17 protein-coding genes and 1 tRNA gene are annotated in these 19918 nt (G+C 60.2%); 9 read left to right on the plus strand and 9 right to left on the minus strand.

Features of this window, described 5'->3' with window-relative positions; all coding sequences use genetic code 11:
* Positions 1-239 (plus strand): DUF4351 domain-containing protein (locus ACTJGZ_RS00720; protein WP_441661043.1); only part of this gene is annotated, 239 nt, incomplete at its 5' end.
* Between the two features lie 54 nt (positions 240-293).
* Here ACTJGZ_RS00720 and mgtE read toward each other — a convergent pair.
* From mgtE to ACTJGZ_RS00740, 4 genes are all read right to left on the minus strand, one after another.
* Positions 294-1757, minus strand: a complete 1464-nt coding sequence (gene mgtE, locus ACTJGZ_RS00725; protein ID WP_441661044.1) for a magnesium transporter — start codon at positions 1755-1757, stop codon at positions 294-296.
* A gap of 24 nt (positions 1758-1781) precedes the next feature.
* On the minus strand, positions 1782-2219 hold the full coding sequence (locus ACTJGZ_RS00730; protein ID WP_127775107.1) for an acyl-CoA thioesterase: 438 nt from the start codon (positions 2217-2219) through the stop codon (positions 1782-1784).
* Positions 2220-2511: 292 nt separating this feature from the next.
* Positions 2512-3720, minus strand: a complete 1209-nt coding sequence (locus ACTJGZ_RS00735) for a M20 aminoacylase family protein (protein WP_441661045.1) — start codon at positions 3718-3720, stop codon at positions 2512-2514.
* Complete coding sequence (locus ACTJGZ_RS00740; RefSeq protein ID WP_441661046.1) at positions 3717-4619, minus strand: inositol monophosphatase family protein; 903 nt, start codon at positions 4617-4619, stop codon at positions 3717-3719. The genes ACTJGZ_RS00735 and ACTJGZ_RS00740 overlap by 4 nt, the downstream gene beginning before the upstream one ends.
* Before the next feature lie 82 nt (positions 4620-4701).
* On the opposite strand from ACTJGZ_RS00740, the gene mnmD reads away from it, so the two are divergent.
* From mnmD to ACTJGZ_RS00755, 3 genes are all read left to right on the plus strand, one after another.
* Positions 4702-6582 carry a tRNA (5-methylaminomethyl-2-thiouridine)(34)-methyltransferase MnmD gene (mnmD, locus tag ACTJGZ_RS00745; RefSeq protein WP_441661047.1) on the plus strand — a complete coding sequence of 627 codons (1881 nt, stop codon included), beginning with the start codon at positions 4702-4704 and terminating at the stop codon, positions 6580-6582.
* 429 nt (positions 6583-7011) lie between these two features.
* Positions 7012-9231 (plus strand): glycoside hydrolase family 31 protein, encoded by a 2220-nt coding sequence (locus tag ACTJGZ_RS00750; RefSeq protein WP_441661048.1) that lies wholly within the window; start codon positions 7012-7014, stop codon positions 9229-9231.
* A 194-nt stretch (positions 9232-9425) separates the two neighbouring features.
* Positions 9426-9501 (plus strand) — tRNA-Lys (locus ACTJGZ_RS00755).
* Between the two features lie 140 nt (positions 9502-9641).
* Here ACTJGZ_RS00755 and ACTJGZ_RS00760 read toward each other — a convergent pair.
* The gene (locus ACTJGZ_RS00760; RefSeq protein WP_441661049.1) at positions 9642-10283 is read right to left on the minus strand and encodes a hypothetical protein; all 642 of its coding nucleotides are present in this window, start codon (positions 10281-10283) and stop codon (positions 9642-9644) included.
* Between the two features lie 521 nt (positions 10284-10804).
* Between ACTJGZ_RS00760 and ACTJGZ_RS00765 the strand changes: the two genes are divergently transcribed.
* Positions 10805-11008 carry a hypothetical protein gene (locus ACTJGZ_RS00765; RefSeq protein ID WP_441661050.1) on the plus strand — a complete coding sequence of 68 codons (204 nt, stop codon included), beginning with the start codon at positions 10805-10807 and terminating at the stop codon, positions 11006-11008.
* 24 nt (positions 11009-11032) lie between these two features.
* On the opposite strand, the gene ACTJGZ_RS00770 is transcribed toward ACTJGZ_RS00765, so the two are convergent.
* Complete coding sequence (locus ACTJGZ_RS00770) at positions 11033-11356, minus strand: helix-turn-helix domain-containing protein (protein WP_441661051.1); 324 nt, start codon at positions 11354-11356, stop codon at positions 11033-11035.
* 191 nt (positions 11357-11547) lie between these two features.
* On the opposite strand from ACTJGZ_RS00770, the gene ACTJGZ_RS00775 reads away from it, so the two are divergent.
* Complete coding sequence (locus ACTJGZ_RS00775) at positions 11548-11880, plus strand: hypothetical protein (protein ID WP_441661052.1); 333 nt, start codon at positions 11548-11550, stop codon at positions 11878-11880.
* A 446-nt stretch (positions 11881-12326) separates the two neighbouring features.
* Positions 12327-13040 carry a phosphoribosyltransferase gene (locus tag ACTJGZ_RS00780; RefSeq protein ID WP_441661053.1) on the plus strand — a complete coding sequence of 238 codons (714 nt, stop codon included), beginning with the start codon at positions 12327-12329 and terminating at the stop codon, positions 13038-13040.
* Positions 13041-13977: 937 nt separating this feature from the next.
* Here the strand turns inward: ACTJGZ_RS00780 and ACTJGZ_RS00785 are convergent.
* Together ACTJGZ_RS00785 and ACTJGZ_RS00790 are read right to left on the minus strand one after the other, a co-directional pair.
* On the minus strand, positions 13978-14355 hold the full coding sequence (locus tag ACTJGZ_RS00785) for a bleomycin resistance protein (RefSeq protein ID WP_441661054.1): 378 nt from the start codon (positions 14353-14355) through the stop codon (positions 13978-13980).
* Between the two features lie 161 nt (positions 14356-14516).
* A complete protein-coding gene (locus ACTJGZ_RS00790; RefSeq protein ID WP_441661055.1) occupies positions 14517-15005 on the minus strand; it encodes a PACE efflux transporter in 489 nt (162 codons plus the stop codon).
* 210 nt (positions 15006-15215) lie between these two features.
* On the opposite strand from ACTJGZ_RS00790, the gene ACTJGZ_RS00795 reads away from it, so the two are divergent.
* Positions 15216-15800, plus strand: coding sequence for a GNAT family N-acetyltransferase (locus tag ACTJGZ_RS00795; RefSeq protein ID WP_441661056.1), 585 nt, complete (start codon positions 15216-15218; stop codon positions 15798-15800).
* A 125-nt stretch (positions 15801-15925) separates the two neighbouring features.
* On the opposite strand, the gene ACTJGZ_RS00800 is transcribed toward ACTJGZ_RS00795, so the two are convergent.
* Positions 15926-18634 (minus strand): aminotransferase class I/II-fold pyridoxal phosphate-dependent enzyme, encoded by a 2709-nt coding sequence (locus ACTJGZ_RS00800; RefSeq protein ID WP_441661057.1) that lies wholly within the window; start codon positions 18632-18634, stop codon positions 15926-15928.
* A gap of 286 nt (positions 18635-18920) precedes the next feature.
* Here ACTJGZ_RS00800 and ACTJGZ_RS00805 point away from each other — a divergent pair, with 286 nt between their 5' ends.
* Positions 18921-19901 carry an ABC transporter substrate-binding protein gene (locus ACTJGZ_RS00805; RefSeq protein WP_441661058.1) on the plus strand — a complete coding sequence of 327 codons (981 nt, stop codon included), beginning with the start codon at positions 18921-18923 and terminating at the stop codon, positions 19899-19901.
* The last annotated feature ends 17 nt before the right edge of the window (positions 19902-19918 follow it).

A 19918-nucleotide genomic window follows, 5' to 3' on the forward strand; every position in this document is an offset into this window, starting at 1 on the left:
TGGCCGTCACCGACTATTGGCTAGGCCTGGAAGATGCCCGCCAGAAGGGGCATGAGGCGGGGGTGACATCAGGCCGGGAAACGGGCTTGCGCGAGGTTTTGCGGCGTATGCTGACGCGTAAGTTCGGGGAGGTGTCGGCGGAAAGCCAGCGGTGCCTGGCAGGCGCCGATGCGCTCAAGCTGGAACAGTGGGCAGAGCAAGTGCTGGATGCCGCGACCGAGGGAGAGGTATTTCGTTAAGGCCTGGCGAGCGAGTCTGCCAGGGCAGGGCAGCCCTGGCAGGATTGTCTGCTGTCAGACCAGGAAAATAGTCGCCAGGCCCAGAAAGATGAAAAAGCCCAGGCTATCGGTCGCGAAGGTCAGGAGCACGGAAGACCCCAGGGCAGGGTCTTTGCCGAAGCGGGCGCGGACCATGGGAACGAGGACGCCGACGCCGGCGCCGACGAGCATATTGCAGACCATGGCGCCCATCATCACCAGGGCAATGGAAATTTCACCGGAAATGAACCAGGCGAAGCCGCCGGCGACCAGGCTGCCGCACAGGCCGACAAGCAGGGTGACGCTGAGTTCTTTCTTGATGAGCCGCCAGACGTTGTCAGGCGTGACGCGCCCGACCGCCAGCGCCCGGATGATCATGGTCATGGTCTGATTGCCCGAATTGCCGCCGATCCCGGCGACGATGGACATCAGGAAGGCCAGAATGACGATATGGCTGACAGTGTCTTCAAAGCGCGAGGCCACGATGGAAGCGATGGCGGCGGTACAGAGGTTCAGAAGCAGCCATGGGGCGCGGTTGCGCATGGCGGCGCGCATGGGCGCGAAGATATCTTCTTCCTGCATCCCGGCGCGTGACAAAGCCTGTTCATCGGAGTCTTCGCGGATGACGTCCACGACATCTGCGATGGTGACGCGGCCAATGAGCCTGCCCTGGTCATCCGTCACCGGGGCCGATACCAAGTCATAGCGTTCAAAGGCGCCGGCCGCTTCGGCATCGGAATCGGTCGGGCTGAGCGCGAGGAAATCTGGGCTCATGACGTCGCGCACATCGGTCTCGGGTTCTGAAACCAGCAGCCGGGTGAGCGGCAGCGTGCCTTGCAGTCTGTCCTGGCGGTCAACGACGAAGATTTGATCGGTGTGATCCGGCAGTTCCCCCAGGCGGCGCAGGTAGCGCAGGACGACCTCCAGCGTGACGTCCTCGCGCACGCGCACCATTTCGAAGTCCATGATCGCCCCGACGCTGTCCTCGGGGTAGCCCATGGCGGTCAGCAGGCGGGCGCGCTCTTCATCGGTCAGGCCCTTCTGGACTTCAGCAACGACATCCGGCGGCAGGTCGGGAGCAATGTCCGCCAGTTCGTCGGCGTCCATGTCGCTGGTCGCCGCCACGAGGTCCTGGCGGTCCATCGCTTCGATCAGCGATTCTCGTACCCAGTCGTCCACTTCCAGCAGCACGTCAGCGTCGTGGCTGTGGTCCACCAGGCTCCAGATGATCTGGCGTTCATCCTTGGGCAAGGATTCGAGGATGAAGGCGATATCAGCCGGATGCAGCTCATCAACCAGCTGCTTGATTTCCGCATCATGCTGCCGATGCAGCAGATTTTCCATCAAGCCGGCCCGGTCATTCTCCGCATATTGGCGGTGGGCCAGTTCGGACACCAGCTGCTGCCGGCGCAACAAGTCCTGTACCTGGCGCAGGGCAAGCTGTGCATCCTCCGGATCCAGGCGGCGCGGCGCGGGGGGCATACTGGGGGCTGTCGTCATTAAGAGGGTTCCTGCTACGCGGGTTCAGGCCGTGGGCAGCTTGCGCTTTTTGCCAGCTTCGTCCATGGCGACATAGGTTAACGTCGCTTCCGTGACCTTGACGATATCGCCGATGAGACGCCGTTGTGCGAAAACATCGACGCATACCGTCACGGAAGTGCTGCCGATACGAGTGATCTCGGCATAGAAGGCAAGCAGGTCGCCGACCCCCACAGGCTGGCGGAACTGCATGGCGTTCACGGCCACGGTTCCGACCCGTCCCTGCGCCAGTTGCGCCGCGACAATCGCGCCCGCCACGTCGATATGGGACATGATCCAGCCGCCGAAGACGTCGCCATGGTAATTGGCGTCTGCCGGCATGGGGACGACGCGCAGCGTGGCGTGCTTGCCTTCAGGCCAGTCGGGCAGCGTTTCCACGCCAGGGTTGGGGGCTGCCGGTTGCTGGGAGGGGGTAATGCTCATGATGCCAGAGATCCTTCTCGACTCGTTTGAAAAAATGGCGCTTGGGCGGCAAGGGGCATAGGCCGTCCGCGCCGTCCCAAGGCCTGGGACAGGGCGCGCGGCATGCGCCCGTGATTCGCGCCCGCGATTAGCCTGGCCAGTATGGTCACGCCATGGCAGGCGCCGCTATCCTATTTGCCTGCAGGAAGTGGCAGCCTTGCGGGAAAACCATGATGATAGCCCCCATGGGCGTTCAGGGGCGAGAGGAACCGTGATTCCTGCAGGTGTGACAGTCTTGAGTGACGGGCAGGCGTCAGCCGGCAGCGGCGGGCGTCAGCCGCTGTTGCGCCAGCGCGACCCAGGCCGACGCCCCGACGGGGATGAGATCATCATTGAAATCATAGCTGTCGTTGTGCAACAGGCAGGGGCCTTCGCCGTGACCGTCGCTGCGGTGGCTGCCGTCGCCCGCGCCGAGCCAGAAGTAACAGCCCGGGCGCGCCCGCAGCATATAGGCAAAATCTTCAGAGGCCATGGAGGGGCGTACCGCGTCATTCACGCTGGCTGCCCCCGCGACGCTCTTGAGCGCCTGAGCGCAGAAGGCGGTTTCCGCCGCGTCGTTGATCGTGGCCGGGTAGGTGCGGTGAAATTTCAGCCGGCCAGCGCAGCCGAAAGCGGCTGCGATCTGCTGGGTGATGGCCTGCATGCGTTGCTCCACCATATCCGTCATGCTATCGGCATAGGTGCGCACAGTACCGCTGATCATGGCATGCGTGGGAATGATGTTGTCGGCGCTGCCTGTGTGAATCTGCGTAATGCTGAGCACGGCGGTATCCAGCGGATTGCGGTTGCGCGAGATGATGGTTTGCAGCGCCTGGGCAATTTGCACGGCCGGCATGATGGGATCTACCCCCAGATGCGGCATGGCGGCGTGGGTGCCCTTGCCGTCGATATGTATCTGGAACTCGGCACAGGAGGCCATAATGGGCCCGGCGCACAGGCCGAATTCACCGGCAGGCAGGCCGGGCCAGTTGTGCATGCCGAAGACGGCTTCGACCGGGAAACGCTCGAACAGGCCGTCTTCGATCATGCGGCGCGCGCCGGCGCCGCCTTCTTCCGCCGGCTGGAAGATGACATGGACGACGCCGTCGAAATTGCGGGTGTGCGCCAGATAGCGCGTGGCCGCAAGCAACATGGTGGTATGGCCGTCATGGCCGCAGGCGTGCATACGGCCAGGGTGGCTGCTGGCATGGGCGAAGCTATTGGCTTCCTGCATGGGCAGCGCGTCGATATCCGCGCGCAGGCCGATGGCCCGCGTGCTATTGCCGAGTTTGCCGCGGATGGTGCCGACCACGCCGGTAGCGGCCAGGCCGCTGGTGGTTTCCACGCCCCACTGCTGTAGCAAGGACTGGATCAATGCCGAGGTGCGCGTTTCTTCGTAGCTCAATTCCGGGTGAGCATGGATATCTTGCCGGATGGCACGGAATTCGTCGTGCCAGGTTTGCAGCTCGGGAATGATGTTCATGGCTGAACCTGGTGGTAAGCGCCAGGGCCGGATGCCGGCTTGGCGTGGTCAAGGTGAGGCGCAATGAGTGCTTGCAGGCTGCCGGCGACGGCCTTGTTGCCGGCAACGATATTGCCGCTGCGGGCCCAGGGCTCTTGGCCGTACATATCGTTTGCCAGCCCGCCTGCCTCGCGCACCAGCAAGGTACCGGCAGCGACGTCCCAGGGGGCCAGGCCCATCTCCCAGTAACCATCGAAACGGCCGCAAGCCGTCCAGGCCAGGTCCAGCGCGGCTGCGCCGATGCGGCGGATGCCGCGTGTGGTGTGGATGGCGTCGTGCAGCATGGGCATGTACTGCGCTTCGAAGGAAAAATCGCGGAACGGAAAGCCAGTGGCCAGCACCGACTGATCCAGGGAAGGAGAGCGCGAGACATTGATGCGCCGCCCATTGAGCCAGGCGCCTATCCCTTGCACGGCGGTGAACAGCTCTTCGCGGTTGGGGTCATAAACGACGGCAACAATAGGATTTTCCTGGGTGCCGGTGGCGGTGTCGCTATGGGCGATCAGGGCAATGGAAACGGCGTAGTGGGGAATGCCGTGCAGATAATTGGTCGTGCCATCCAGCGGGTCTATGCACCAGGTGGCCGTGCCTTCCGGGCGGCCGCCGGTTTCTTCGGCCACGATACCGAAATCGGGGGTACGCTCGCGCAGCACGCTGATAATGGCCGCTTCGGCTTCGCGGTCGGCTTGCGATACCAGATCGTTCTGGGCTTTATGGTCGATGACCAGATCGCTGCGGCGGTGCGAGTAGGCCTGCAGGATCGCTGCGCCTGCGTGCGCGGCGCTGACGGCAGTATCTATGGCTTCGCTCAGGGCGCGCAGCGAGAGGAGATCCGGCAGGTCGGGAAAGGAGGTCTTCATGCTTCGCTCATCCAGGAAAGGCGGCCGGCGCAGTGGCTGGCAGTAATATTCATTATTCCATGCGGAAGTCTATCTCTTTTACATGTCTTCTTCGTATCAAGCATTAAAGCCGGCGCAGCCAGACCTGGATTCCTCAGGTCTGCCCTATAGCACCGACTATGGCGATATCTATCACGCAGCGCAAGGGTCGCTGGCCCAGGCGCGGCATGTCTTTCTGTCGGGCAACCGCCTGCCGCAGCGCTGGGCCGGGCGTGAGCGCTTTGTCGTGTGCGAAACCGGGTTTGGGCTGGGGGGCAATTTTCTGGCGCTGTGGCAGGCATGGCGCGCAGACCCGGAGCGCTGCCGGCGTTTGCATGTCGTATCGCTCGAAGCCCATCCTTTCACGCGTGCAGGCTTGGCAAGCATGTGGCGCGCCAGTTTGGCGCTGGAACTGAGGGCCCTGGCCGATACCTTGCTGGCGCAATGGCCAGAACCTCTGCCGGGATTGCATCGCCTGGAGTTCGAGGGTGGGGCACTGACCTTGACGCTGGGCTTCGGCGAGGCGCTGACATTGGCGCCCAGGCTGGAAGCGCGGGTGGATGCCTATTTCTTTGATGGCTTTGCGCCTGCGCGTAACCCGGAAATGTGGTCTGCGCACTTGTTCCGCCGGCTGGCGCGCATGGCGGCGCCAGATGCGACGCTGGCGACCTGGTGCAGCGCCGGGCATGTCCGCCGGGCCATGGAAGATGCGGGCTTTCTGGTCGAACGCTGGCCGGGGCTGAATGGCAAACGGCATATGGTGGCAGGGGTACGGCGCGCTTTGCGCACCCCTGGCAAGGCCGTGTTGCCGCAGGCGTATCCGGGGCCGCGCACGGCTCTGATTATTGGCGGCGGCCCGGCGGGCGCCGGCATGGCGCAAGCCCTGACGCTGCGCGGCTGGCAGGCAGTGGTCGTGGACCCGGCGCCGGTGCGGGCGGGCGGGGTGCATCAAGGGCACGCAGCTGCCGCTTCCGTGCCCTTGATTGCCCGGGATGACAATCCGCGTGCCCGCCTGGCGCGTGCCGGGAATCTGCGCAGCTGGGCCCGCTGGTCCGGGCTGGCTGGCGATGCCGCGCCGTTGCGCTGCGGAGCGCTGCAAATGCAGCGGCCCGACGGGCGGGCTGGCGATCCCAGGGAAGCGCTGGCTGAACTGGCTTTTCCGTCAAGCTGGGTGCGTTGGATGGATCGAGACGAGGCCAGCCAGCATGCGGGTCTGAGTTTGAGCCAGGGCGGCGTGTATTTTTCTTCCGGCATGCTGGTCAAGCCCCCGGAACTGCTGGGCGCTTTGCTGCGCACGCCGGGCGTCACCCATATTCAGGCCAGCGTGGCGGGTTTGCGGCATGGCGCGGCAGGCTGGCAGGCACTGGGGCATGACGGGCAGATATTGGCGGAAGGGGCGGTGCTGGTGATGGCAGGGGCGGGCGCTTCGTGGCCATTGTTGCAGCAGGCGGGCTTGGATGGGCGCGAAGTGCCCCGCCTGGCCGCGCTGCAAGCGACAGGCGGCGCGATCGCCAGTTGGCCCGCCGCGCGGCTGCATGGGGGGCCGGCCTGCGTACTGGGGGCCGAGGGCTATTTGCTGCCTGCATTGGCTGGCCGCTGTGTAGTCGGCAGTACCTATGAAGAAGGGGGGGAGGCTTGGGATACCCAGGCCAGGCGCTGCGCCATGGCTGAAAAAATGCCGGCCATGCTGGCGGATGCCGCCCTGGGCAGGGCCAATGGCACGGAGGCCTGGTGGGGCGGGGATTGGTCAGGTTGGCGGGCAGTCGTGCCGGGACGCTTGCCGGTATTCGGCCCTTTGCCGCAATTGCCCGATGCCTGGGTTGCGACAGCCTTCGGTTCGCGCGGATTTTCATGGGCGGCGCTGGCTGGCGATGTGCTGGCAGCCACTCTGGAAGGCGAGCCCTTGCCCTTGGAAAGGGATTTGCTGGAAATCGTCAAACCCTGAATAGGCGGTCTTTCTATTTGGCCAGGGCAACAACGGCCATGTCTCAAGCGGCCAGGGCGTGCCGGGAGCAGAAGAGACATGGTGGAGGGGAGGCACTGCGGGGGAAAGGCAGGAAAACGGCTTTATCGCCTCATTGAAAGTAACTAATTGTATCTTTTGTGAATGAGGGGCGTGACGCGTGGGCCGATCACGCTTAGTGCCGGAGATAATGGGCTTTTCCTGGGAGGACAGGACGAAAAAAGCGCTAGCCGGACTGAAAAAAGGCCAGGATTTTAGTTCGAAAATATCGAGGTGAGTTTATTTCGCCGCGCAAATCCGTCAGAATAGTGACTTTTGAAGCTATTTAGGCCTTCGGGCGAATGGTCGGGCGCGCGGAATCCCTCCCGGGAAGCAGCGTCTGGCCGTTTGCGCGTGGCCGGGGGATGCTCAGTGCCGTCAACGTACGACTCCGTCCATACGATACAACTGGATCATCTCGAAACCAGTCAGTCCTCCGCCAACCGCATCGAATTCGATGCGGGGGCGGGGCATGTGCTGGTGATCGAGCCGCATGCGCCAGGCGTTTTTCGTCTGCGTGCCGGGCCGCAGGAAAAGATCGCCAGCGATAAACCTCGTACCCAGCGTGCGCGCGCCGTCGCGGAAATGCTGCTGGCGCGCGAGGAAGCTGTTGGTGAAATGGAAGTCCAGACCGACAGCGATGCCGGTATTTGGCGCCTGCAGCAAGGCGAGGTCGAGCTGGAAGTGGCTCACCACCCGTGGCGGCTGGTGCTGCGCCGTGGCGACCGTGTTCTGCTGAGCGCGGATTCCGCGCAGCAAGGCAGCTGGCATGGCGCTGCCGGCGAAGATGAGCCGTACTGGGCGCTGGCCTTCGGGCTGGAAGCCGGTGAGGCCGTATATGGTCTGGGTGAAACCGCAGGCGACCTGGATCGCCGCGGTGAAACCATCGTGTCCGATGATCCGTCTCACCGTGCGCTGCCGCTGGCCTGGAGCGTGCGCGGCTGGGGGGTGTATATCAATAGCGCCGAACGCGTTGTGCACGCGGTCGGCGACAGCGAATTCCCCGATGACTATCGTATCGGCATCGACAACGGCGTGCTGGACCTGTTCCTGTTCGCTGGTGAGCCGAGTGAAATACTTAACCAATACACACAGCTGACGGGCCGTGCAGGCCAGCCCAGCCTGTGGGCCATGGGTACCTGGCTGCAAACGCCGGACACCCTGTCCGTGACCGAAGCCGCCGAACTCGCGGCAGCGTTCCGTGAGCACGGCATGGGCCTGGATGTCGTGCAACTGCCTGAACCGGCAGCGTGTCTGGTGCGCGAAGGCAAGCTCAATCTGGAATGGGATGCGCAGCGCTTCCCCGATCCCAAGCAGGCCTTGGCGCTTTTCAAACAGCGTGACCTGCATGTCAGCGCCAGCGTTTTTCCTGGCGTGCTGGCGGGATCCGAAGCCTTCACGGAGCTGGAAGACCGCGGCTGGCTGCTGGCCGAAGAGTCTGGCGATGCCAAGGTCTTCCCCGGGGTTGCTGCGACTGGCGGGCAAGCCTATGCCCTGCTGGATCTGACCAACAAGGACGTTTACGCTCAATGGCGTGACCGTCATCATCAACTGTTTCAGGACGGTCTGGAAGCGCCTTATTGCAGCGTGCCCGCCCACCTGGAAGACGGTCTGGTCTCGCGTGGTGATGACAGCGGCGCAGCTTTGCGCACGCTGTACCCGCTGCTGGCGCGCCGTTCCCTGTTTGATGCGGTTGCCGGTCACAAAATTCCGCCTGAAGGCGTGGCGCCAGGCACCGACCTGTTCCCGGCGGCGCAGCGCCTGCCTTGGCAGGCGGCGCCCGAAGTGCCCAATAACTGGGCCGGCTTGGCTTTCAGCCTGCGCACGGCGCTGGCGCTGGGTGGCAGTGCCGTGCCCTTGCAAATGCACGCGCTGGGCAACGTCCGCGCGCCGCTGGACGCTGTGACGCCGGAGCTCTATGTGCGCTGGCTCACGGCGCTGACCTTCTCCGGCAATTTCATCTTCCAGGGTGTGCAAGGGCTGTTGCCCTGGCAATTCGGCGAAGAGGTTGAAGCGGCGGCGCAGGTCTGGATGCGCTGGCGTTACCGGCTCATCCCCTACGTGCTGGGTGCCATCGAAGATGCGGCGCGTACCGGGCTGCCGGTGCAGCGCTCCATGGCTTTGTCTTTCCCGAATGATGAACGTGCCCAGCAATGGCAGACCCAATATCTTCTGGGTCCTGCGCTGCTGGTCGCGCCCATCCTCGAACCGGGCAAAACACAGACCATCTACCTGCCTGAAGGCGAAGCCTGGTGGGATCTGAACACCGGCTGGCGCTATGAAGGCGGCACCGTCCTGACCATGGAATGCGGCTTGGACCAATACCCGGTATTTGGCCGTGAAGGCCACATGCTCTGTTTGGGGCCGGCAACCTTGCACACCGGGGAATTCAACTCCGCCCGTCTGCTGGACGAAGTGTGGATGTTCGGAATGCCGGTCAACAACCCTGTCGTCATGCGCAACAAAATCCGTGTCATGCAAATGCAGGGGTCGAGCTACATCAAGGGCCTGGAAGGCCTGCGCATCCTGCCCTCGCAAGGCCTGGAAGTTAAACGCCGCGGCGCGGAAGTACGCATCTCGCGAGCCCGTTAAGGTCAGCTTGCTTGGGCAAGCTTGGCTTGTCCGCAAGGCCTGGTTCAGGTGCTGCTGAGCATGGCCTGGGGCAGGAAAAAAGGGCGCCATAACCGGCGCTCTTTTTTTCAGCGTTTTTTTGACACACAGCATTATTTGCGTCATAATCACTTTCTTCACCATTTCTATATTTTTGGTGAAGCCCAGCAGTTAAAGGGTCTTTAGCTCAGCCGGTAGAGCAGCGGACTTTTAATCCGTTGGTCGCGGGTTCGAATCCCGCAGGACCCACCAATATTTTCAAGCACTTAGGCCAATCCTTCGGGGTTGGCCTTTTGCTTTTCTGGGTCTGTGTAAGCAGTTTGTAAACACTTTTGGCGAGACATGGCAGGTCGTCTGATGACGCGTCCCGGGCGTATGCGTGTCTGGCCGGATTATCGGGCGTTGATGATATGGCCTGTTGGCGGTGACGAGCGATCACTTTCGACGGTTTCCGTTTCCAGTTCTCCTCGTTCCCACATGGTGGCGATTGCCACGATATGCTGTTGAACTCCAGGGCCTTGGAGGCTACGCCAGGCTTGGTGACCAAGTAGGCGGGAGATCAGCAGCATGCGAATGAAGGGGGATAGTTCCATGGCGGCATGGTCAGCCAGTTCTACCAGCTCTCTTTTCAGTCGTGTGGGTAAGTACAGTTTGATTGCGCAAAGATTCTTGCCCAAGCCACGGAGAACTTGATAAGGCACCACTGGTTGGGGTGCGACGCTGTAGCGAACGCCAGAGGTTTGATACAGCCCTGTTTGCAGCGTCCTCATCCTCATCAGTTCATGCTCCCCGAAAGTATAGGCAACAAAATACTCCCGAAGCCAGCAGGCCATGGTCATTTCATGGGCTTTGCGGGTTTCGTCTAGCGCGGTCTTGCAGGTCTCTGGCAGCCAGAACCTTAGTTCGTCATCATTGACGTGCAGATACGTCAGATCACCATAGTCGATCAATTGCGTGAAGGTGGGGAGAGCGGGCCGAGAGGCTGTGCCGGAAGATGTGTCTACCGGGCGCTTTTTTTTCGAGAAAGACCACATACGTATTCCTTGTAAGGCTGCCTGGTGGAACCAGGTTGCCACGCATCGTAATGTATAAATTTAGGCAGGTCTAAAAGACCCTACGCAAAAATTTCCCCTACGAATTTTGTGGTGATTTCACGGTGAATACCGTAGCCTTCCGCTGCATTGATCGCGTTGATGAGTGACGCTGAACGATACAGCGTAGAGATCAACATCGGTTGTTTGGCTTTGGATAGTGAGGAAGCGGGTGTGAGGGTCGAGAAATACATCACCAGGCAGTGGGCTTCCCGGCTTGAAAAGCTGGTCGTCCTGCGTGCTAAACGGTCCTTGCGGCAGTTGGACGGGAATTACATGCTGTCTGGTGACGACTCGCCGCTGGACAATGTCTGGGAAGAAATCTGCGTACAGAGGCAGGGGGAGAGGGCTTTGTACGGGGGCGCCTACGAAGAAAGGATAGACGGCTTTTTGTGCGGATTGCTGGAGTCGCTAGAGTGCGCCAGCCGTGCTGGTGCGATGGTGCAGACAGATACGGGATTCGAATGGCTGCACGAGATTACGCCGACGAGGATGATCCGAAACAGGCTACGGTGGATCAGGACGCGGTGATTGAGCATTTACGAAGCTGGTTGCTTGTTGACGCGCTCAGCGAAGATAACGATCGCGTTGAGAGGTTCCTGTGTCCCGATGATTATGGCGGGGAGTATGAGGACGAAGAAGAGGATAACGACGATGGCGAAAAATAGCCTTGCCACCCAGCCTCAAAGGTTTTACGAAGAAGTAGCAGCTTTAGCCTGTGCTAAGAGGATATTTTTTTGGTCGTTATCCAGACCGGCAAACGCAAGGATCATATCCGCCATGATGTCGTCGTCTGTATAGAAAAATGGTAGTGGCGTGCTAAGGACCTTGGCGATTCGTCGCATAGTCCCGAGGTCAGGTTCATGGACGCCGACTTCATAGCGGTTGATTCGCGTGCTAGCGACAAACTCATCCAGGCCGATGTTGATCCCCAGCTGCTTCTGCGACAGGCCCGCAGCCTTGCGCGCTGTTTTGAGGCGCAAACACAAAAAAGAAGGGTCTTTGATCTGGGGCATCCGTAGCTCGACATAGTGAGCTACGAGATTCGTTGTTTTTGGTTGATTGATATACTACGATTAACGTAGTTTATTTTGTTCTTATTTGTTGGGAAAAAATAGAACCTGCAAATAGGATGAGCGTGACCAGACAGGTGGGTGCTTGTTGTGGTCTCTATTTTTAAGTCGAAATTCGCGCTATAGGTGTATGAATGGGATTTCTTTACTTTTTTTCGGTGTTGACCTGCCTGATATTCGTGGTGGATTGTGGCCGACAGTTTTTGCTCGAACGTGATAACTATCGTCCACAGTTTCAACTCATATTCATGGTACTGACCGTACCTTGCGGAATTGGCCTGCTGGCCTGGGGGATATACGGCGTTCTGCAGCTTCCTTGGTGGCAAGCGCTGCTCGGATTTATTGCTGCGAGCTTTTTGTCAGCGCTGGCGCGTATGTTGCTGAGCACCAGTCTTTGGGTGAACCTGTGGGCGATCGCAGCTTCGCTGTTTGGTTTGATCTTGATGGCGATTCAGTTTTTGGCTTAGTTCTCGCAGGTTGCTGCGTTGCTGTTTTTTGTTTTGGGTTGGGATGTTCGTGATGAAAAATCGTTGTCCCGCGCTCATGCTCGCGACAGGCGTTGCCGTACTGGCTGGCTGTGCACAATCCCGTGGTGTTTTCCAGCTTGGACCAGACACGTATACGGTGTCAGTTCACGCGTCGCCGGTGCGGGGCGGCGAGTCTGGTGCGCGTAAAATCGCCTTGAATGAGGCTGGGAAGCAGTGTTGGTCGATGCGTCGAGAGATTTTTGTGACGAACATCACTTCCGAGCGCTCCTTACCCGTGCCTGGTAGCACGGTCGAAGTGACGTTCCGCTGTCTTCACTCTGGTGACTCTGGTTTGCAGCGGCCCGTGTACGAGTCGGTGCCAGAAGTGGTGATTCAGTATAAACATTGAGCGTCAAGCATTAAGAGACGGGCGCAAGGAGCATGAGATGACAAAGCGTGTGTTGATTGCCAGCACGCTGGGAGCCATGAATAGTCATCCCGATTACGCTGCTGCCAAAGGTGGCGACGTTGTCTCCTCCTTGAAAGTCGCCAAGGCGATGTTGACTGATGATTTCATGGCTCAGATAGGTGCCGTTCTCGGACGCTTGAGGCCGCTCGTGTTGCCGGTAATTTCGGAGGAGGTCTCGGGGCGCAACAAGATTCCCCTGGCTGCTGCAGAGTTGCTGGCGTTTCGGTTGGGGCTGCAGACGGAAACCCGCATCGTTCAGGCCAACAAGCCGATGCGGACGGCCTTGTCAGGATTGGAGCGGCTATTTTCATCTCCTGTTTTCAGTGGCCCTGTCGTACTTGGCCAGACTTATTTGATGCTGGACGACACGCTCACTCAAGGTGGCACATTTGCGGCTTTATCCAGTTACTTGAAAGCGCACGGTGGCAGGCCGATTGCCGCCGTGGCCTTGAGTGGCAAGCGGTACAGTGCCGACTTGGCGATTACCCCAGTCACACTCGACAGTTTGAGGAATAAACATGGCGATCTCGAACCTTCCTTCGTCGCGGCAACCGGCTACGGGTACGACGAACTCACCGAGTCTGAAGCGCGCTACCTGTCGAATTTCAAACCCGTTGAGCGCATGCGAGATCGAATCGTTGCGGGAGGACGCGGAAGTGGCAAGCCTGTTGCTGAAGGCAGCCCTGCATGACGATATGGAATTCCAGCGACGACGGAATAGCACTTGAAGACGTTGTTAGAAGAGGATTTTTCTTGCCGGTATACTCTTATCCAACATGGATTTAAAAGCCGCGTGGGCAATGTGGTCGTGGCGTTGCGTCAGGCACAGGAAGGTGCGAAAGTGCATCCCCTTAGGTTTGTCGCCATTCGCGTTGGCAATGCCGGCAGGTGAAGAAGCCTTGCCCGTTCAGGAACAGACTGGCGACTCGTTTGCCGCAGCCTGGTGCAGGGCAGGAGAACCAGGCGCGCTGTCCGCCAAAGTGGTTGGGAGTGTGTGCCAGATCGACTGCATAGCTTCGTTCTTGTCAGCCAGCCTGGGGGAAGCTTGATGCGATACGACTGCTCCAGGATGCCAGACGTGTGCTAACTGCCGATGTTGGCGGCAGCTTGCCCCTCATTTTGCCAGCCCCATGAAATGCAGGAATCCTGATTTAGCAGGCCGCTGCGGCGCAGCCGATTGATGTTGAGTTCTCGGCGCGAATTCGTCGTGCTGCGCATGCTGTCAGGCCTGCGACCGCTACCTTGGCCACCCATGGATGCTCATCGTCACGGTTTTCTCGAAATCATCTGGAATCTCTACATTTCCCGGCGAATATCCGGCTTTGAGGTGGGCTGATGGCCACAGGTTCGAATCCCGCAGGACCCACCAGAATACGAAGGGCCTACGCATTTGATGCGTAGGCCCTTTTTGTTTTCAAGTCTATTTGACTACCTAGAAAAAAGCGGATGACGGGAAAATAGTGCCGCACCGGTCCGTATCACCCTTATTCACGTGTTGCTCTGTCTGGGGTGTGCTGCGGGCTTCAATCACTCATCCGTAGCGTAGCCTGGGCTGTCGTCATGTGCCATGTGCCCTGTGCCATGCACAGCGCCATACGCCATACGCTCCAGTCGCCCGCATGAGCGGTTTAGCGCCGTTCCCCGACATCAATCCGGTTGCCATCGGGATCGGCAAAGACAAAAGCCCGTTGGCCGTAGTCTTTGTCTGTCAGGGATTTGATGATGCGTACACCTGCGTCAGTGCAGTGCTGGTAAAGCGTGTCGATGTTGTCAACGAACATGTGCATGACATTCATGTTCGCCGGCGTGTGCGCTTTGTTTTGGCTGAGATGGATTTCTGCCGCGTCTTTTTTCAGAACCATGAAACCGACAGGGTCGCCGTTTTCGAAGGTTTTCTGAAAGCCGAGTATCTGGGAGTAGAAGGCGCAGGCTGTCTGGATGTCGCGTACGGCAAGGCAGGGCGCGGTACGGCCGTAGGTGACGGTGTTGATGCTGGATTGGTTCATCGCATGATCCCAACGAATGGCGGCAGGGGCGGCGGTGCGCGTGCCGGGTCAGGAGCGGTGTCCGTGGCGTTAAGTTAGCACGGCGTTTGCGGGACGCAAAGCGCCGGGATTACGCGATGCCGCGCTGTGGCCCGGGGCGGGCTGCGCGGCCCGTCTGGCCGTCAGCGCAGGGCTTCGGTCGGCAGGCCTTCGGTGTTGTCTGCGGGCGTGGCGGCGGCTTCTTGTTTCTTTTGCCCCGGCAGGGTGAAGATCGTGTCGAATACCAGGGTGAAGATAAAGGTGTAGAAGAGGAAGAACAGCAGCAGCGCGGCTTCCATTTTGATGGCTTCCCAGGGGCCGACGTGGTACCAGGCCATGTATAGCGGAAGCGTGAACAGGAACAGGCCGCCTTCGAAGCAAATGGCATGCACGGAGCGCAGGATGAGGCTGCGGCTGGTGCGTTGCGTGCGCCGTTCCCAGGCTTCGAAGAGCGTATTGAAAATGTAGTTCCAGGCGACAGCGATGGCGGAGACGGCAGCGGCGACAGGCAGCGAGTCATGTGCCGGCCCGCCGCTGAGCAGGCTCAGCAATAGTGTGGATGCCGCAATGGCGATGATTTCGAAGGTGGAAACATAGACAATGCGGCGGGTAAGCGGTTTGAGAGATATCATTTTCGGCTCGCGAGATAGCGTGGATCTCGTTTCGATAGAGCCGGTCCGTCCCGGGTCTTTCTGTCAATGAAGGGCGTGTTAGCCCGGCTGGCCACGGTTTCCGCCAGCCCAGGGATGATAGCCCGTCGGGCGTGGGGGCGCAATTTTGAGCGTCGTGCGGGTGCCACGCCTGTGATGTGAGCGCCATGGAAGATGGCAGGAGGGTTGTTCATGAATCATGTTCAGGGCGGTGTGCCGGGCGCGACTGGGGGCGAGCCGTCTTTGCGTACGCAGCGCTTGTTGTTGCGCCCATGGCGGGATAGTGATCTTGAGCCTTTCGCGGCCTTGAATGCCGACCCGCAGGTCATGCGGTTTTTTCCGTCGGTGCTGGCGCGCAAAGAGAGTGACGTGCTGGCTGGCCGTTTGCGTGCCGCGTTTCTGGATCAGGGTTATGGCATTTGGGCGGTCGAAGTGCCAGGCCAGGCGGCATTCATTGGTTTTGTCGGGCTGGCCATTCCGCAGTTCGATGCGCATTTCATGCCTTGCATGGAACTGGCCTGGCGTTTGTCCAGCCGGTGGTGGGGCCAGGGTATGGCGCCAGAGGCAGCGCGTGCCGTGCGGTCCTATGCTTTTGATAGGCTGGGCCAGAAGGCCTTGGTGGCCTATACGCTAGCGGAAAACCAGCCGTCTCGAAGAGTGATGGAAAAGCTGGGCATGACGCATGATCCGGCGGAGGATTTCGATCATCCTTTGCTGCCGGCCGGGCATCCGATGGCGCGGCATGTGTTGTATCGCCAGACGGCGCCAGGAGGATGAGGGTTCGCCCCGCAAGGCTTGTTGCGGCAGTCCGGCCGGGCGGCAAGCAGAAAAAACCGCGCCACGGCTGAGCGTGGCGCGGCGTGTGCCATTGGATCAGGGCGGCATGCTTCCTGAACCGCAGGCTAGTGTTGTTGGCGCTGGATGACTTTTAGGCCTAGCGCGGCGTCATAGCCATGGATTTCCTTGACGTCGAGTTTGCGCATGAATTCGATGACATCCGTGCTGATCAGCTGGCCGGGCACCAGAATCGGGAAGCCCGGCGGGTAGGGGATCACGAAGTTGGCCGAGACTACGTTGGCGTCTGAAGCCAGGAGCTGGTCTATTTCCTGGCCATTGAGCGCCAGGTAGCTGCATTGTTCATCATCATAGGCATCGAAGAAGGCGGTGCGTATGTCGCCATGGATGGTGGCGTCATCCGGGTGGTCGCGGTAGCGCGGGTCGAAAGCGCTGAAGTTCGGCAGGTGCGGGACATCCTGTATCAGGGCTTGCACACGCTGGCCGAATTGCGCCTGTTCCGCCGGATCGGCCAATTGTTTTTCCAGATCCATCGAAATTTCTATCAATACGCGCAGCAGCATGGCGATGTCGCTGCGCGTATTGTTGATGTTCGATTGCAGCAGGATGCTGTTGCGCGATGTCTTGTTGACTTGAATGCTGTATTTATCGGCCAGCAGTTTCTTGAACGAGGTGCCATCGAACCCTGCGGTGCCGCACAGCAAGGTCAGCCGTGTGGGGTCGAGCAGGAATTCATCCTGGCGTATGGCTTGCGCGGCGTCGGCCCAGGAAAGATCGTGGGCGGTGTACTCGTTGATGCCGGAATCACGGTATGCCGCCGGTACCAGGTTCTCATTGGTCAGGATGCGGAAGTACTTGGAGATCAGCGGGTGGTGGTTGACTGCCCGGCGAATGGAGAGGGCGATCTGGATGGCATTGGTGACCAGGCCATACCCTTCCAGTTCCATCTGGCGCCGGGCCAGGTCCAGTGTGGCGATGATTTGTTGGTTGGGGCTGGTGGTCGAGTGCGTGAAAATGGCTTCGCGGAAGCGTCCCTTGACCTTCTCATGCCGTTCGTCATGCGCCAGGACGATAGAGCCCTGGCGTAGCGCCGACATGGATTTGTGAACCGAGTTGGTTTGATAGACGCGCAGGACGACTTTGTCCGGGTCGGGTACCAGGCGGGTTGCCAGCAGCAGCTCGTCGTCCGGGGCGTCGCCTAGCGTTTGGCACTGCTTGGCATAGGCGTCACGCGCGGCGTCACTGCGTAGATGCTCGGTCAGCGCCGCCGCCGCGCCCATGGCGGTGCGTTGACGCAGCAGCGGCGACCAGTGCGCGAAACCGAACCAGGCTTCATCCCACAGGAAAATGAGATCGGGCTTGATGGCGAGGCATTCTTCCATCACGCGCCTGACGTTGTAAACATGGCCGTCAAACGTGCAATTGGTCAGGTCCAGCATTTTCACTTTGTCGAGCTGGCCTGCGGCTTTCAAGGTCAGCAGGGCGCGCTTGATGGTCGATAGCGGCACTGCGCCATACATGGAGTATTCAGTCAGCGGATAGGCTTCGACGTAGTAGGGCTGCGCCCCGCTCAGGACGCAGCCGTAATGGTGCGATTTATGGCAATTGCGGTCGATGATAACGATGTCGCCAGGGGCGAGCAGCGCCTGCAGCACGATTTTGTTGCTGGTGGAAGTGCCGTTGGTGACGAAGTAGGCTTCCTGGGCGCCAAAAGCGCGGGCGGCTTTTTCCTGGGCGACTTTGATGTTGCCCGTGGGTTCCAGCAGGCTGTCCAGGCCGCCGGTGGTGGCTGAGCTTTCCGCCAGAAAGAGATTGGTGCCGTAGAACTCCGCCATATCGCGAATCCAGTTCGATTTGAAGATGGATTTGCCGCGCGCAATGGGCAGGGCGTGAAAGGTGGCAATCGGGCGCCGGGCATAGCGCTTCAGGTTATCGAAGAAGGGCGTGCTGTAACGGTCGCGTATGCCTTCCAGAATGGAAAGATGAAGCTCCAGCGCTTCTTCCACTTGATAGAAAATCCGGCGGAAGGTCAGGTTGCTGGCATCGGCGGCCAGTTTTTCCACCGATCGGTCGCTCAGCAGGTAGATGTCCAGTTCCGGGCGAATGCGATGAATCAGGGCTGCCAGCCGCTGAGCGTATTCTTCTTCGTCGTTGCCCAGATCCATGGAAACGGAGGCCTGGATGGCATCGACAATGGGATTTTCCGTCGCGCCTTTGGCGCTGAAACCTTCGTACAGCACCACGGCATTGATGTGGTGGTTGAGCACAACGGCCGTCAGGGCATCTTCGGCATTGCCGGTGACCACAACGTCATAGATGAATTCATCTTCGGGACGGCGGACGGAACGTGATTCCTGCACGATATGCGACCAGCGCGAAGGGGCGTGCGGCACCACGCTGAGTACTTCGAAATAGGGGCGGTGCGTGCTGCCGCTCAGGGAGGGCGGCAGGCGGTCTGCTGGCGTGGCGTTGTCGCTGTCCGCATGTTCTGCCAGGTCGGGATCCTGCGCATATTTTTGCGCGATGATGGCTGTGGCCGTGCTTTGCGTCAGGCGCAGCAGGCCTTTGATGTCCTGCTCGCCCAGCAGATGCGGGAGCGCGTCGAGCACGCCCGTGCCGGGGTACGCGAAATACTTTTCCGCCTGCATGATTTTGTCCAGCAGTTCGGAGAATTTGCGGGTGTCCAGCGTTTGGCCGGGTTCATGGTTGGCCAGGCTGCGTGCCTGGGCCAGCAGCTCCAGCCAGAGATCGGCTCGCAAGGACGGGGCGGCCATCAGGCTGCCCAGAGAGTAGGCCTTTTGCTCGGATACTGTCATCGCTACTTCCTTTTCTCAAAGGTGGTGCATTGCAGGGGAGTAAAACCATGTGCCGGCAGGCGGCAATCGACATTGTCCAGATGCGCCTGTTCTAGTTCATTTCGTCCTGATGTTTCAGGGGATTGTGTTTCCGGGTGTTGCTGCCTTGGCGGTAAGCAAGGCAGACCGCCAGGCGCTGCGCGGCGGCGGACAGAGGTCATATCGCTGTCATCGGCCCTGGCTAAGCTGGCGGTCTTGCCTGTTTTTCCCGTCCTTGTTTTTCCCGTCGTTAGATCCCGGAGTCATCATGATTATCAAACAAGTTTCTTATGTGGCCGCGGCGCTGGTCTCGGCTGTTGCATTCGGCGCGCAGGCGGAAACCCTGGTGCTTTACACCAGCCAGCCCAATGCCGATGCGCAGGCAACGGTGGATGTATTCAGCAAGGCCAACCCCGATATCAAGGTGGAGTGGGTGCGTGACGGGACGACGCAACTGATGGCGCGCCTGGAAGCGGAAATCAGCGCTGGCGCCGTCAAACCCGATGTGCTGCTGATCGCCGATAGTGTCACTATGGAATCCCTGAAGCAGCGGGATCTGCTGCAGCCTTACCTGAGCCCGGAACGCAAGGCGTATGACGGCGCGCTGTATGACGCGGATGGCCATTACTACGGCACCAAGCTGATTACGACCGGTATTGCGCATCACAGCCAGGCCGGTGTCAAACCGGCGAGCTGGCAGGATCTGCTGGATCCCAAGCTTAAGGGCCAGGTTTCCATGCCTAGCCCGCTGTATTCCGGCGCGGCGCTGATTCACCTGGCCAGCCTGACCAGTACCCCTGGGCTGGGCTGGGAGTACTACGACAAGCTCAAGGCCAATGATGTCAGCGCGCAGGGCGGCAATGGCGCGGTGCTGAAGGCGATTGCCAGCGGCACCAAACCTTATGGCATGTTGGTGGATTACATGGCGATCCGTGAAAAAGCCAAGGGCGCGCCCATCGAATTCGTGTTTCCCGAGGAAGGGGTCAGTATCGTGACCGAGCCGGTGGCGATTCTGAAGTCGGCCGCGCATACCGAAGCGGCCCGCCGTTTTGTGGATTTCGTGCTGTCCCAGCCGGGCCAGGAACTGGTGCGTGAGCAGGGGTATGTGCCGGCGCTGGCTTCGGTGCCGGTGCCTGAGGGTTTCCCGGCGCGCAGCGAAATCAAATTGCTGCCTTTTGATGCGGCGCAAGCGCTGCGTGATGCGGACAGCAACAAGCAGCGCTTTGGCGAGCTGTTCGGCACGAAATAAAACGCGGGTATCTGGCG

This window comes from Kerstersia sp. (genome assembly GCF_052103615.1).
In the GTDB taxonomy this organism is placed as follows: Bacteria; Pseudomonadota; Gammaproteobacteria; order Burkholderiales; family Burkholderiaceae_B; genus Kerstersia.